Here is a 13154-nt window from a genome sequence, read left to right as displayed (position 1 = left end):
AGTAACCTCACACCGAATTATTGAGCGGAACTTGAAGAATATTAATTAAGTTCAGCGTCCGCTAAGTGTAATGAATACCTCTATCCCGATTTGTATCTCTTCGAACAAATAAGGATAAAGATATGAATAATTCGCACAAATTATATGCATTTTTCGCATATAAAAAATGGACATATTTATAAATCTTGAGGTAAAGATAACAATCTTTCTCTAAAAATAATTGATGTCTAAATTATGAGTCTATTGAGTTACTATCAGCCTTTAGTTCAATGAATGAACATGATTTTTGCCAACAAAAAACGAGAGATTTGTAGATTGTACAAATCTCTCGTTTTTGCCAAGAGTAACCTAAATTTTGATATCCGTTAAAGATGGATATCTATCTATGGAGTAGTTGGATATTTGATCCCTACAGGGCTATTAGTTGATGTTTCTTCCCCTTCATGACTTTCAGCAAAAGAGCCTTGAGGCTCTTCTAGGAAAAAGATACAGAGGAAAGCGACAATCAAACCGGTAGTTCCTAGAACCTGGAAAAAGCTAGAGTTCACAGCAGCCATATTGGGAGTTGCACCAGCTCCATCTACGAACAGCAGGCGAGTGGTGAGGTAGGCAACAGCGCCAACATTACCGTAAGCGCCGACGTTGCCAGCGATTTGACCCGTGACTCTGCGCTTAACTAAAGGCACAATCGCGAAGGTAGATCCTTCGGAGGCTTGGACGAAGAAGGAACAGGCCATTGTCAATAGTACGGCTGCGGGTAGCCACCAATTGCTGGTGACTTGGCTCATGAGTAGATAACCAATGCCCATGCCGCCCGTGAGAATAACCATCGTCCACTTTCGGCTACCCATTTTGTCAGAGATAATACCGCCACCAGGTCGGGAAACCAAGTTCATAAAGGCATAGCTAGAAGCAATAATACCGGCCATGGCTTTGTCGAGGCCAAAGGTTCCTTCAAAGAAAGCAGGGAGCATAGTTACAACAGCTAGTTCAGAACCAAAATTAACAATGTAAGTCAGTTCTAAGATGGCAACTTGCTTAAACTTATAGCGGTCTTCAGGAGCATAGCGCTTCCGGCCTGAGAGCAAGTCTTTATTGGCACTCCAGCAGTTGTAAGACTGGAAAGCATAGAGACCAAAGAGAGCTACCCAGGTAATGTACATGGCGGATGGGGTCAAGAAATTGACTTTATTTAATCGCCAAGCCAGCACCATCAAAATGGCAGTTAAAGGAATGTTCATCACCATCAGGAAGTAGAAGTCTCTGACAGAAGTGACTTCTAGACCTCGAGCACTTTTAGGACGTTGATAAACTTTTCCAGGAGGGGTATTTTGGACATTGGCATAGTAGATGAAGCCATAAATCGCAGCGATGATACCCGAGCCGCCAATGGCTGCTCTCCAGTTCAACACTGAGCTAGAGAAAGATAAACCCAAAACAGTAAAGGTTTGAGCTTCGCCAAAGTTGAAAGCACCTGGAATGAAGCTTAAGGCAGTTGCAACCAGAACCATGGTAAAGGCGGAGAAGGCAGAACCAAAGTTACCCCATCCTCCATAAATGCCTTCTGCTGTTCCCACTTCTTTGGGGGGAAACCACTCGGCAGTCATGCGGATGCCAATCACAAATCCTGCCCCCACAATACCCATGAGCAATCGGCCAATCACCAATTGAGTAAAGCCTTGGGCGGTAGCAAAAATTAAACAAGGAATGGCTGCATACATTAACAGCAGAGAGTAGGTCAAACGCGGTCCATAACGGTCTAACACCATGCCAATGATGATGCGGGCAGGGACCGTGAGGGCAACATTACATAGACCAATGGTTCCAAGCTGTGGCTTTGTGAGCCCAAATTCTTGGCCAATCGTGGTAGCAAAAGGTGGGAAGTTAAACCAGACCACGAAGGACAGGAAAAACGCAAACCAAGTCATGTGTAGGATTTTGTAGCGGCCCTTAAACGACCACATTTCTGTCAACATGCATTCTTCTCCAAAACAGGAATGAAAAAACTAAATCAGCTAAAAACGACGCGATAAGCCAAAAACAAACTTAAACTAGGCATCCAAGACTACTTTGCCGACTGGGTAGGCAATACAGGTCAAGATATGCCCTGATGCGGCATCATCTTCTCCTAAGCCGTCTGGATCGGCTTCGTATCGGAATTCACCCTCAACGAGCTTGGCGACGCAGGTGCCACAACTGCCAGACTGGCAACTGCTTTCAATCTCAACGCCGGCAGCCTCCGCAATTTCTAATATGGATTGGCTGTCATCACAGTTGACCTCCTTGCCAGATGCTGCAAACTGAACCACAGCGGGCTGGGCCGCCGGAGCGGGTGTAGCCACTGGTGCAGGAGGCGCTACTGCCGGAACGACAGCAGCAGGGGGCGCAGAACCGTTTTGGCTCACCGTGCCGTGCAAACTGCGTTGACGTGAAAGTCCGGCCGTCCCTTGGGATGGGCGGGGAGTGGATCGGGGTTGAGCGTCAAACTGTTGAATGAGAATATCTTTTAAGACGCCTCTGAGTTCGTCACAGGGAATGGCTTTCTGGACTTTTTCGCCGAGTACGGCATCTTTACCGACTTTGCCTCCCATGAATAAGTCCACGGCTTCGACGGTCTTGCCATCCTTGCGGGTTTTGGTGCCCATTAAGCCAATATCTGCGACTTGGGGTTGACCACAGGAATTCGGGCATCCAGTCCAGTGAAAACGCACGGGTTTAGGGACTTCTAGCTCATCTGCTAGATCATTAATCACCGCTACGGCTTGGTTTTTGGTTTCTATCAGAGCAAACTTACAAAACTGGCTGCCGGTACAGGACACCAAGGCCCGTGTGAGGGGATCGGGGTTGATGGAGAAGACCTCTAACAAAGGCTCTTGTAAAAAGGAGTCAAGACGAGAATCGGGAATATTGGGAATGAGGACATTTTGCTCAACGGTGAGCCGAATTTCACCACTGCCGTAGACTTCGGCCATCCGGGCAAACTCGAACATATCGTTGGCATAGAGACGACCCACGGGGACGTGCATGCCCACAAAGTTCAAGCCAGGTTGTTGCTGGACATGGACGCCAATATGGTCCCGTTTGTCCCAGTCAAATTCATCTTTGTCGGCTTCGGATTGGAGGGTGACACCCATCTGGGTTTCTACAGCCGCTCGAAAGCGTTCGACGCCCCATTCTTCGATGAGCCACATCATCCGAGATTGGTGGCGATTGGCCCGTGAACCATTGTCGCGGTAAACAATCAGAATGGCTTCGCTGATATCGACCACTTGGGTGTGATCGACCCAAACATTCATTGAGATAGCGGGGGCACAGCGCTTAGCCGAAAAGAAGCCACCGACGACGACATTAAAGCCTAGTTTTTCGTCTTTATAAGCCGGAACAAAGGCAATATCATTGATTTCGGCATGGACGGAGTTGTCGCGACCACCTGCGATCGCAATGTTGAATTTCCGAGGCAGATTGGTGAAGGCGGGGTTGCCCTGACTGTTATTGGTGATCATGTCCTGGACTTTGCGGACCAGACCGCGGGTATCAATCAGTTCATTGGCATCCAGGCCAGCGACGGGGGATCCGGTAATGTTGCGGACGTTGTCCATTCCCGATTGCATGCTGGTCAAACCCGCCTGCTGGAATCGATTAAAAATATCGGGGATATCTTCGATGTGAATACCGCGCAACTGGATATTTTGGCGAGTGGTAATATCGGCATAGCCATCTTCGCCATACTGCTGAATCACTTCAGCCAAGACGCGCATTTGGCCGCCGCTGAGAATACCGTTGGGCATCCGCATCCGCAGCATGAACTTGCCAGGGGTGACGGGGCGGAAGAATAATCCAACCCATTTGAGGCGTTGGGTGAGGTCGGTGTCATCCATGGCTTCCCAACCGATCTGGGCAAAGTGGGACAGTTCAGGCAGAATTGCCAAACCATCTTTTTCCGCTTTGAAGCGCTCAAATTTATTCATTTTGGGCGCGGCTGGGGCGGTATTACTCACGTTTGATCCTTTTGAACTCGCGTCATTACCAATCAAAAATTGAACATCATCAATTTCTGCGATTGGGATACTAACTTAGCGACTCCAATGGCGATCGTTCGTATCCGTCGTTACGAAAGTGATAGCCTATATGTAGTTTCTGCAAATCAGATATGCTGAAATTGCATATCTATCGACAAATTGTTTAATCAGTTTGGAGAGAATAGCAGTGGCATGCAATCACCAACCGCTGTGAGTGAACTCATATCCGTTTTAACGAAGCTAGAACAAGGAGATTTCGCATCTCGTTGGGAAACGGCTAAGCAAATTCCTGACTTTGGAGAACCAGCAATCACGTTTTTGGTTGATCTTCTCCAGAACAACGCCGATGATCCTGAGCTGCAATGGTTTGTGGCCCGAATCTTAGGCGAGTTTAATCATGCGGATGCCGTGATGGCATTAACGCAGCTATTGCAAGAAGCGGATGATGATGATGTTGCTGAAATCGCCGCCCAAATGCTGGCCCAAATTGGCCCACAATCTATAGATGCATTAGCCACATTACTGGAATCATCCCCTGCTCGGGGGCTGGTGGTCTCTGCGTTGTCGCAAATGCAAGATGCAGTGATTGTGCCGATCTTAATCAAGGCGGTTGCTGACGAAGATGCATCGGTTCGCCTGCAGGTGATCGAAACGCTTGGCCGATTTCATGATCCACAAATTATCCCAGTCTTACTCCAGGGATTAGCTGATTTAAGTGCCCAGGTTCGCCAAGTTGCGATCGCAAGTATTAGTTATCGTGCTCACCTCTTCTATGAGCATGATCATGATCCGGTGGCGTTGATTCAGCCGTTTCTCACTGATGTGGATGTCCAAGTCTGCCAAGGGGCGGCATTGGCCCTGGGACGGTTGGGTACTGATACGGCTGCTCAGGCGTTACGGATGACGGCTAGTGCTGACAATATCCCTGCCCCCTTCAAGCTAACGATTATTCAGGCCCTGGGCCAGATTGGTAATGACCAGTCTGTGCGGTTTTTACAGAAGCTTTGGCCCCATACAACGTCTGCCCTGCAGGTGATTGATGATGAGGACTTAAACCTAGCAGAAGCGATTATTAAAGCGTTAACCCTCCATCGCCAACCAGAATTGCAAGGGGTGTCTACTCAGGCGTTGATTTATTGCCTGCATCATCACCCCGGTGTGGATCTGACCTTAAATAAAACGATTGCCAGTGCCCTGGGACAATTAGGTGATACGACAGCGATACCAGAATTGATACGGCTATTAGGGATTGCGGATATGGGGGTGAGACTCCATGCGATCGCAGCCCTCAAACAAATCTCGTCAGAGCTTGCCTACACTAAGCTCCAGGCTTTAGCAGAAGACGATACGGTGGAAAAAGATGTGCGAGACGGAGTTGCGATCGCACTCCAAGAATGGTGAGTCAAAATAGCTAGCAGCACTGAACCGATACCCAGTGGCACCATAGAAATATTCAACCCCAGCGGCTTTCTGATCGATGCGTGATTCTAGCAAGGGAATGATTGAATTTATTGATGCCCTTGAAACAGATGAGGGCTACTTCGCAATTATTGCTGTGCCTAAAAATGACCTAATCAAAAATTATCGTTTTGCAGTTACGCATACCGCTTACAAAGCCATTCGAAAAATTCTGGGATCTCGTCCACTAGATACCATGCCAGGGCTGAAATATCGATATTTCTGGAAGGGTTCAATGGGGGGTAAAACTGAGCAGAAAATATTCTTAGGAATTAGATGTGAGGTGGGTAAAGATAGCAAAAGTATCGATATTGAAGTTCCTCATCACTTGGCCGCAAATTTGAAGTGGTTCAATGAAATGAAAACCTTGGATGAAGCAGAATCTCTGGAGTGTTGAGTGTCGATGGATGTGTGGAATGATTTTAGCCAATGTCTCACACAGTTTAAGTTTTTAAACCATTGATGACGGAGTAATGATACAGCTGCCTATCGTTTTAGCCCGTTTTTCACTGCACTTGACACCAAAATTCTTGGTAGCTACAGTGTAATTACATTGACGCTTGTAAGCATTCTAAGATGAATACAGCTATTAGGACCCGCATCGTTAAAATTGGCAACTCCCAGGGTATTCGCATTCCCAAGCTTTTATTAGAGCAAAGTGGTCTCAATGGAGAGGTTGAGATTACCGTGCAAGGAGACTGCTTAACCATTCGTACTGCTGAATGTTCTCGTGCTGGGTGGGATGCAGCTTTTGCTTCCATGGCCCAACATCATGACGATGTGTTTTTAGATGAAGTCAACACTACCGACTGGGATGATACTGAATGGGAGTGGTAGTCAAGCGTTTTGATGTGTTTCTAGTTAACCTCGATCCGACAGTAGAGAGTGAAATTCAGAAGACGCGACCGTGTATTGTGATCTCTCCTAACGAGATGAACCAATACATTGCCACAGGGATCATCGCTCCCATGACCACAAAAGGAAGGCAATATCCAACGCGTGTTGCTTGCCAATTTCAGGGAAAGGATGGACAAATTGTTTTGGATCAAATTCGCACAGTTGATAAAAAACGATTAGTCAAAAAGCTAGGTCAGATCAATCAAGATGAGCAGCAAATGCTCTTATCGATCTTGGCTGAGATGTTTGCTGAATAGACTGGATATAGCCAGTACAGCTTGAATTTGACATCACTCATCAGAAACATGAAAACTAAGAATATTCTATTTTTCAGTTATCTAAAGTGACAAAAGAAGGATAAAACCGAGAAGAAAATCTTTTTGGGGAATTAGATGTGAAATTGGCCAGGACAGTAAAAGTATCGATATTGAAGTTCCTCATAGTTTGGCCGCAAATTTGAAGTGGTTCAATGAACTGCCAATTTTTGATGAAGCAAGACATCTATTTGATTAGAGTGTTCTTTCTACCCAGGTTTAGTTGGGCTTTTCAGTAGGTCGTCAAGATTACAGAACGAACATGAATCAGTTAACCATCACTCGTTTTAACGGTACTGAAGTATTTCCGATTGAATCTGCCCATTTATTCACGGTTAGAGAAAGTGACAATCTCACACTCTGGTTTGAAATTGAAGCGACAGAAGAGGGGGCTCACTTCAATGCAGATACATCGGTATACCCGGCCCGGCCCAGTGCTGAGCTTGGCATCAAATTGGCCCAATTTGATGCCTCAAAGCTTGTAGGACAAAAGTTCAAGCATCCTGGAACATCAAACGATGACGAAGATGCATGCTCTGCGCTGTTCTACTATTACGAACATCAACCTTTGCGTGATAATCTCGTGTCGATATTGTCTCAATCCAGCAATATCTTCAAAATTTGTTGGATGGCCCGTACACAAGATGTCAATTTCTATGACGGCAGTAAACCAGATGCCAAACTTGAGATCAATGCTGACTTCATGTTGAAATCTACCTTCTAAGTTGGCACAGAACTCATACCCACACCTGTATTGGTAACCGTTCTACCCGATTCTTCAACCGGCAAGCGTTTCCACAATAGATGGCAGGCTTCTTAGATCTGAACAAATCCCATGGGCACTTCTACACTCAGGGTATAAGTCGGTTGTCACAAAAATGGTATGCAAGCCCGCGTTGATTGCACCGTTGATATCCGAGATCGGATTGTCTCCAACGTAAATCGTTCTTTGCGGAGATACCCCGAGTTCTTGGCACCCAAGCAGAAAGATTTTAGGGTCTGGCTTGCGGAGGCCAACTGCTTGGGAAATGATGACGCTCTTGAATAATGATGCTATTCCCAACGCTGTGAAATTGCGTTCCTGAAAGGGTGACATCCCATTGGAGATTACACCAAGTTTGTATTTCTTCGAGAGTTGTTGAATAGCCTCAATTCCCCCCTCTCTTGGAACAGCAAAAGCACAAAAACAGGTTTCATAGACGCCCAGCAACTCATTAACAGACCACTCTGTCAAAGTGAACTCATCAATGAGAGCAGCGTAGACTTTATCTTTCCAAAGGGTGCCATTTGCATCTAGCTCGATAAAGCGAGCAATGAAATCCAATTTATTCTCAAGGTATGGACTCAGCATGCCGTGACATTGCCAACTGATGAAGTCTCGTAAAGACCGTTCACGATCCAGCAGCGTTTGATCGAGGTCAAAGATCACAGCATCTATATGACGTTTCATGAGTAACACCAAGGTCATGCCTTCAGGAAGAATGCTACTTTCTAGCCACTTTTGGCTAATACTACTGCCCCAAAGCTGAGGGCAATCAGAAATACTAAAACAATGGGCAGGAAGACGAGTATGCCATCCCGGTTAAAGCGGAGAGGTTGGTTTTGAGACTTCATCAGCAAAACCATACCTCCCACACCCATCATGATCCAGATAAATCCAAATCCCAGAAACAGCGCAAAAATGGAATCCGACATTATGTGTCTAATGGTTAGTTGTAAACCACTTGAGAGAATACAACCATTATGACCAAGCTTGACTGAGTCGTTCAGAAATGGATATTGCTTAACGCAATGGTTGGAACTCCCAAATTTTGTCAGATCGATAGGACGGCAGGCTTGAGCAGCCCTACTCGATTGCTAGAGATGCGGGACTAGACGCCAAGCTAGGAGTCGGTTCAGAGGTTAAGAGAGCAGGATTTGGAAATCCTTCTAACTCTCGGGACCGCTGGGTTTTGATCATGGCAATTTGACTCGTTAGCAAAAAGCTTACAAAGCTCGAAATTACAATGACAGGCAGCATCGCTGTTCCAGACAACACACTCAAAATAATGCTGGTGCTGACGGGAGTTTTCGTCACCGCCACATTCACGGCAGCCATTAAGCAGACCATACCTAAGGTGGGATGAACCTGAGGCACCATCAGGGAAATCGCCAGACCAACATTTGCGCCAATAAAGAAGAGCGGAAAAATAAATCCCCCTAAAAAGCCAGAATGAAGCGTCACGCTAATGGCAAACATCTTGGCCACCGCGATCATCAGCAAAAAGCTAATCCCCAGGGTTGCGCCCGTTTCGATTACTGTATGAATCTGCTCTTCGCTGAAAAATAGTGTTTGGGGAAAGGCCAAGGCAATTAAACCAATGGTTAGCCCCCCCAGGGTGGCTAAGAGAATTCGAGAATGTTCTAGGGGAGCGAGCAAATGGCCCACCAAGCGAAATATGCCGATAAACATCACTGCAACCCCAGCACCAATCACTCCCAGCACTAATCCTTCCAGTAAGTTGATGGGGGTTAAAGGCGGCACTGTTTCGAAATGATAGAAACCGCCAATGGTCATGCCCGTATTGATGCGAAAGACAGCAAAGGAAAAAATCGCGGAAACGACGGCTGGGGCAATCGCTTCGTAATATTCCAGACCCTTGCGATGGGGAATTTCTAAAGCGAATAGGGCTGCACCAATGGGCGCTCCAAAAAAAGCACCCAAGGCTGCACTCATGCCACAAAAAGTCAGCACACGCACTGATGTGGTGGTGAGCTGCAATTTCTCTCCCAACCAGCTGCCAAAGCTGCCATTCACCTGAACCAAAGGTGCTTCTGGCCCGGCACTACCCCCTGAGGTAATCGCCACCAAAGACGCAATAATCATGGCTGGGGTTTTGCGGATATCAATTTTGCCAGGACTATGGATTTTATCGACGACCTGGGCCATCTCTCCTGGCAGGCCCATAAAGAACAGAACAAGCCCGACGCAGAAGCCACCGATGGTAGAGGCAATCCAAACGTAGTGTTTTTGAGGGAGCCAACTGGGAAAATAGGGCACTACCCGATCGGGTATGGTATGCCAAACGCCATGCATCAGGGTTTCTAAAACAAAGTAATACGCTGTGGCAACCAGTCCCCCAAATACACCAATGAGAGCGGCACACATGACCAATTGAGAGTAGGTCAGTTCGCGTTTTTCTACCGCTTCAGGGGATGTGGACGGGACCGAAAGTGGATGTTGTTCGTCTGGGCCACTGGCTAGGGTCTGTGTCATCAATGCTCAATCTCCATCTACCGATTGGCGGTCATCGACTGCCAAAACAATTGCCTTGCATTTGAAGGGTATTTAGGCAGATTACGGAGAATTTCCCTTGACTTTCGTATCTATACACACCAAGACGGCGGCGTGCTAGCAAGCGCTACATGCATTTCATGCAGAATCTACATGTACAAGACAGGTGGTCATACCCTCATAAGGCAGTACACCTGAGCATGGCTAGAGAAAACTGAGCTGTATAAAAATGCTGTCACAAAAAATTCTTTTGCACTCTGTAGTGACGAATACTGAATTTTTTGGGCTTAATTATAGGATGAAGAGTGGCAATATTTCCTGTGGCAACAAACGAACGTGATGATAGCGATTAGTCAGTCACGCTATTCTCCGAGCAAAACGCTTCAGGCCAATACCAAGCCTCATTATTTATTCTCAATTTTCACAGAAGTAACCATTGTTGCTCTGTGACCAGGAGCCTACAGTCGTGATCAAATTCAATATCCACCTTCTAGATGGCATACGCCACTGGCTGGAAACGATTCATGTTGATGATCGTCGCCAAGCCAATTGGCTTTGTCGATTTATACCTGCCCAGTGCCCGTTTGCGCGAACCATTGCAGTGTTTGGACATCCGGTGATGCGCATTCCGCCCCTGTGTAAGCTGAATCCGTTCTATGAGCAGCTCACATTTTTAAGATTTCAAGCCTTATGCTTCCTGGCGGAGCAAAACACTGAATCACTCGCATAATATCCAGCCCAAACCCTCTGGGGGTATCTTCTGTAGATCATTTCCCCTAGGGGGGTGCTGGATTGAAACGCTTTGGCAAAGACGTTGAAATTTTAGTCTCGAACAATATCGGTTGCGTTAGGGACGGTGATGATGAAATGGGCAACCCCAATATCGAGTAGGGAAATCGTTTCTATTTCCTTCACCATAAATTCGTGAATGTTGAGATGCTGACAGTCTACGTAGAGTGTTTTGGAGCCAGGATCGTATACTAATCGACACCCTTGCAAGCAGGGGAACTGGCCGATTAAATACTCTAGTAGAACATGGATATAGCTCATGAGTTGTCCTAGAATCCTCTAGATGGAATGAACTCGACGCTCTAGTGCGGTAAGAAAAATTGCGTCAGAGTCATGAGCAATAGATATGACGTTGGGCAGGAGTTTTGAACCGAAAGTGCTGTGCGATACCTATTGCAGGGGTTAAAATCCCATGCCGAGCCTTACTGTAGCTGTTCTATGTGAACATTCTGCTCATTAATATCCGATTTTGGCATCGATACGACGCAGATTTTGCATATTATTTAGCTTTCACTGCTAGAGAAGATTTTATAGGTCTAGAGCGGACTGAAGAGACTTCCGCACATAACTCAGGATCTAGGGTGAGCCCATCTACGGGGCAGGCTGTGAAGTTTCAGCTCAGTCTGAGTTGATTTGATATCGTATTTGAGCGGCGTTTCATCTGTTTTATGCCTTTTCTCACCCAACTGTTCAACGGTAAGACGGTCAAAAATACTCTGCTGATTGGTGTGGGCTATATGCTCTCGCCTCTGTCTTGGTGGAACGATCTATTTTTCAATTTGCCCATTGCGTATGTCTTGGGTTATGCCGTGGGCTGGGCTTATCCTGACGCCTTTTTGCCAGCAACCATTGCAGGATATTGGCTCTCTAATGTTTTGGGGATATTGATGATGCAATCCGGCGCTTTGGATATGGTGATGGCTGAACAACCCCGATCCTGGCAACGAGAACTCTGGATAGGACTGGGCAGTTCAACCCTCTATACCATCGTCATTGTTGGCCTGGTCTATTGGCATGTTTTGGAGATTCCTGAGTTTCTTTTACCCTAGCGACTGAAATCTGACTCTAATTTATAGAGAAGTGCTGCCTGAAGAGTTGAGTGAGTCAAAGATACTCTGTTACCGTTGGTCACCCCCTTCTTTCAAGAGTTAGCCCTGTTCGATAATGAGCTAACTCTTGAGAAGTTATTCTGCGGCATAGTGTTCTCCTTAACGGAGGGTGTAACAGCCACGGTTGGGGAGGACGATATTGGCAACCCACTTGTAAACTCGTTCCCCAATCCCCAAGGTGCGGCTGAGGTTCACATCAGTCACGCGGGCACTGTCATAACAGATTTTCCGTTGGGCCAAGTCTAAAGAAGTCACTTTCGCCTGCATTTTAACGGTGCCATGGGCATCCCGGCGAATCTTGCGTTTGAGGGTGACATTGGCTCTGACTTTCATGCGACAGCCATTAAACTGCACAGCATCTACTCGATTAATCCGCAGCTTTTTGCGTCTATTAATGCGATGGGTTTTACCGGCCACTTTGCCATTGACGGCATTCAGTAACTGATCGTTGTAGCGAGTGCCTAGATTCTGAACTTGAGCACAATTGAGGGATTGGGCTTTGGCGGGTGCTTGCAGGGTGGTGATGGCTCCGGTCACAGTACCGCTAAGGGCTAAGGCTAGTAGAAGTTGCTTTTTCATGATGTTTCTCCTAAGGATTGCTAGGTTGTTGGAGGGTCTGTTGAACCCCCTCACTGAATCAATAGGGTTGGGTTGAAACGTTTATGCACTTTGATGCCTTCGTGACTTATCCAGAATGGGCACTACATGTTCGCATTTTGGGCGGTTTTATAAGCGTGCTCTGGGTTCTAGAGATTGCAGATACTTTGATATTTAAAGGCTGGCTGAATCGATTTGGCATTTTGCCTCGCCGATGGCTGGGCTTGCGAGGAATTTTGCTGGCCCCGCTGCTCCATGGCAATCTTCGTCATCTGTCAATGAATACCGTGCCCCTCGTGGTGCTGGGCTGGCTGATCTTGGTGCGCTCGACCCAAGTGTTTGTGATAGTCACCGCTGCAGTGTGGCTAATCGGAGGGCTAGGCGTCTGGCTGTTTGCGGGGGCTAAATCGAATCACATTGGGGCGAGTGGATTGGTGTTTGGCTATCTGGGGTTCTTGCTGATGAATGGTTATGTGGAGCAAAGCTTGGTTGCGATCGCAACCACAATCCTAGTTGGCTTACTGTACGGCAGCACCCTCTGGGGTGTGTTGCCATTACAACGAGGTGTCTCTTGGCAGGGCCATTTATTTGGTGTCCTTACCGGTGGCCTCTGTGCCTATTACCTGCCCCAAATTCAGAACTGGTTGCCAATGAATGTCCTTGCATGGGTTTAGGCCGGAGTAAACCCGCCATCCAC

15 protein-coding genes are annotated in these 13154 nt (G+C 46.9%); 8 read left to right on the top strand and 7 right to left on the bottom strand.

What is annotated here, in order from left to right:
- Nucleotides 1-383: 383 nt before the first annotated feature.
- Both HRE53_RS12300 and HRE53_RS12290 read right to left on the bottom strand, forming a co-directional pair.
- Nucleotides 384-1976: an MFS transporter gene (locus HRE53_RS12300; protein ID WP_212663684.1), complete on the bottom strand. Its 1593-nt coding sequence runs from the start codon at nt 1974-1976 to the stop codon at nt 384-386.
- A 75-nt stretch (nt 1977-2051) separates the two neighbouring features.
- On the bottom strand, nt 2052-3968 hold the full coding sequence (locus HRE53_RS12290; protein ID WP_315876474.1) for a ferredoxin--nitrite reductase: 1917 nt from the start codon (nt 3966-3968) through the stop codon (nt 2052-2054).
- A 243-nt stretch (nt 3969-4211) separates the two neighbouring features.
- Here HRE53_RS12290 and HRE53_RS12285 point away from each other — a divergent pair, with 243 nt between their 5' ends.
- The 5 genes from HRE53_RS12285 to HRE53_RS12265 all read left to right on the top strand — a co-directional run bounded on the left by HRE53_RS12285 (nt 4212) and on the right by HRE53_RS12265 (nt 7412).
- Complete coding sequence (locus tag HRE53_RS12285) at nt 4212-5420, top strand: HEAT repeat domain-containing protein (protein WP_235110757.1); 1209 nt, start codon at nt 4212-4214, stop codon at nt 5418-5420.
- A gap of 76 nt (nt 5421-5496) precedes the next feature.
- Complete coding sequence (locus HRE53_RS12280; RefSeq protein ID WP_235110756.1) at nt 5497-5874, top strand: hypothetical protein; 378 nt, start codon at nt 5497-5499, stop codon at nt 5872-5874.
- A gap of 179 nt (nt 5875-6053) precedes the next feature.
- Nucleotides 6054-6314, top strand: a complete 261-nt coding sequence (locus HRE53_RS12275; RefSeq protein ID WP_235110754.1) for an AbrB/MazE/SpoVT family DNA-binding domain-containing protein — start codon at nt 6054-6056, stop codon at nt 6312-6314.
- Entirely contained in the window at nt 6302-6631 is a 330-nt protein-coding gene (locus HRE53_RS12270) for a type II toxin-antitoxin system PemK/MazF family toxin (RefSeq protein WP_235110752.1), read from the top strand. The genes HRE53_RS12275 and HRE53_RS12270 overlap by 13 nt, the downstream gene beginning before the upstream one ends.
- 319 nt (nt 6632-6950) lie before the next feature.
- Nucleotides 6951-7412, top strand: coding sequence for a hypothetical protein (locus HRE53_RS12265; RefSeq protein WP_212663680.1), 462 nt, complete (start codon nt 6951-6953; stop codon nt 7410-7412).
- A 54-nt stretch (nt 7413-7466) separates the two neighbouring features.
- Here the strand turns inward: HRE53_RS12265 and HRE53_RS12260 are convergent, their stop codons facing one another.
- The 3 genes from HRE53_RS12260 to HRE53_RS12250 all read right to left on the bottom strand — a co-directional run bounded on the left by HRE53_RS12260 (nt 7467) and on the right by HRE53_RS12250 (nt 9944).
- Entirely contained in the window at nt 7467-8138 is a 672-nt protein-coding gene (locus HRE53_RS12260) for an HAD family hydrolase (protein ID WP_235110751.1), read from the bottom strand.
- Nucleotides 8139-8179: 41 nt separating this feature from the next.
- Entirely contained in the window at nt 8180-8383 is a 204-nt protein-coding gene (locus HRE53_RS12255; protein WP_212663679.1) for a hypothetical protein, read from the bottom strand.
- Nucleotides 8384-8534: 151 nt separating this feature from the next.
- Nucleotides 8535-9944: a chloride channel protein gene (locus HRE53_RS12250; protein ID WP_235110750.1), complete on the bottom strand. Its 1410-nt coding sequence runs from the start codon at nt 9942-9944 to the stop codon at nt 8535-8537.
- Nucleotides 9945-10428: 484 nt separating this feature from the next.
- Between HRE53_RS12250 and HRE53_RS12245 the strand changes: the two genes are divergently transcribed.
- Nucleotides 10429-10692: a Mo-dependent nitrogenase C-terminal domain-containing protein gene (locus HRE53_RS12245; protein WP_212663677.1), complete on the top strand. Its 264-nt coding sequence runs from the start codon at nt 10429-10431 to the stop codon at nt 10690-10692.
- Nucleotides 10693-10784: 92 nt separating this feature from the next.
- Here HRE53_RS12245 and HRE53_RS12240 read toward each other — a convergent pair whose 3' ends face one another.
- A complete protein-coding gene (locus HRE53_RS12240; RefSeq protein ID WP_212663676.1) occupies nt 10785-11012 on the bottom strand; it encodes a hypothetical protein in 228 nt (75 codons plus the stop codon).
- A gap of 407 nt (nt 11013-11419) precedes the next feature.
- On the opposite strand from HRE53_RS12240, the gene HRE53_RS12235 reads away from it, so the two are divergent.
- Nucleotides 11420-11800 carry a hypothetical protein gene (locus HRE53_RS12235; protein ID WP_212663675.1) on the top strand — a complete coding sequence of 127 codons (381 nt, stop codon included), beginning with the start codon at nt 11420-11422 and terminating at the stop codon, nt 11798-11800.
- Nucleotides 11801-11959: 159 nt separating this feature from the next.
- On the opposite strand, the gene HRE53_RS12230 is transcribed toward HRE53_RS12235, so the two are convergent.
- Nucleotides 11960-12439: a hypothetical protein gene (locus tag HRE53_RS12230; RefSeq protein ID WP_235110749.1), complete on the bottom strand. Its 480-nt coding sequence runs from the start codon at nt 12437-12439 to the stop codon at nt 11960-11962.
- Between the two features lie 83 nt (nt 12440-12522).
- Between HRE53_RS12230 and HRE53_RS12225 the strand changes: the two genes are divergently transcribed.
- Nucleotides 12523-13131, top strand: a complete 609-nt coding sequence (locus HRE53_RS12225; RefSeq protein WP_235110748.1) for a rhomboid family intramembrane serine protease — start codon at nt 12523-12525, stop codon at nt 13129-13131.
- Nucleotides 13132-13154 lie beyond the last annotated feature (23 nt).

The organism is Acaryochloris sp. 'Moss Beach' (assembly GCF_021497025.1).
GTDB lineage: Bacteria > Cyanobacteriota > Cyanobacteriia > Thermosynechococcales > Thermosynechococcaceae > Acaryochloris > Acaryochloris marina_A.
This window is presented reverse-complemented; position numbering and strand designations above follow the sequence as displayed.

Excerpts from the sequence above, each read along its gene's own strand:
- HRE53_RS12300 (WP_212663684.1), bottom strand. The coding sequence starts at position 1,976 with ATGTTGACAGAAATGTGGTCGTTTAAGGGCCGCTACAAAATCCTACAC.
- HRE53_RS12290 (WP_315876474.1), bottom strand. The coding sequence starts at position 3,968 with ATGAATAAATTTGAGCGCTTCAAAGCGGAAAAAGATGGTTTGGCAATT.
- HRE53_RS12285 (WP_235110757.1), top strand. The coding sequence starts at position 4,212 with ATGCAATCACCAACCGCTGTGAGTGAACTCATATCCGTTTTAACGAAG.
- HRE53_RS12280 (WP_235110756.1), top strand. The coding sequence starts at position 5,497 with ATGCGTGATTCTAGCAAGGGAATGATTGAATTTATTGATGCCCTTGAA.
- HRE53_RS12275 (WP_235110754.1), top strand. The coding sequence starts at position 6,054 with ATGAATACAGCTATTAGGACCCGCATCGTTAAAATTGGCAACTCCCAG.
- HRE53_RS12270 (WP_235110752.1), top strand. The coding sequence starts at position 6,302 with ATGGGAGTGGTAGTCAAGCGTTTTGATGTGTTTCTAGTTAACCTCGAT.
- HRE53_RS12265 (WP_212663680.1), top strand. The coding sequence starts at position 6,951 with ATGAATCAGTTAACCATCACTCGTTTTAACGGTACTGAAGTATTTCCG.
- HRE53_RS12260 (WP_235110751.1), bottom strand. The coding sequence starts at position 8,138 with ATGAAACGTCATATAGATGCTGTGATCTTTGACCTCGATCAAACGCTG.
- HRE53_RS12255 (WP_212663679.1), bottom strand. The coding sequence starts at position 8,383 with ATGTCGGATTCCATTTTTGCGCTGTTTCTGGGATTTGGATTTATCTGG.
- HRE53_RS12250 (WP_235110750.1), bottom strand. The coding sequence starts at position 9,944 with ATGACACAGACCCTAGCCAGTGGCCCAGACGAACAACATCCACTTTCG.
- HRE53_RS12240 (WP_212663676.1), bottom strand. The coding sequence starts at position 11,012 with ATGAGCTATATCCATGTTCTACTAGAGTATTTAATCGGCCAGTTCCCC.
- HRE53_RS12235 (WP_212663675.1), top strand. The coding sequence starts at position 11,420 with ATGCCTTTTCTCACCCAACTGTTCAACGGTAAGACGGTCAAAAATACT.
- HRE53_RS12230 (WP_235110749.1), bottom strand. The coding sequence starts at position 12,439 with ATGAAAAAGCAACTTCTACTAGCCTTAGCCCTTAGCGGTACTGTGACC.
- HRE53_RS12225 (WP_235110748.1), top strand. The coding sequence starts at position 12,523 with ATGCACTTTGATGCCTTCGTGACTTATCCAGAATGGGCACTACATGTT.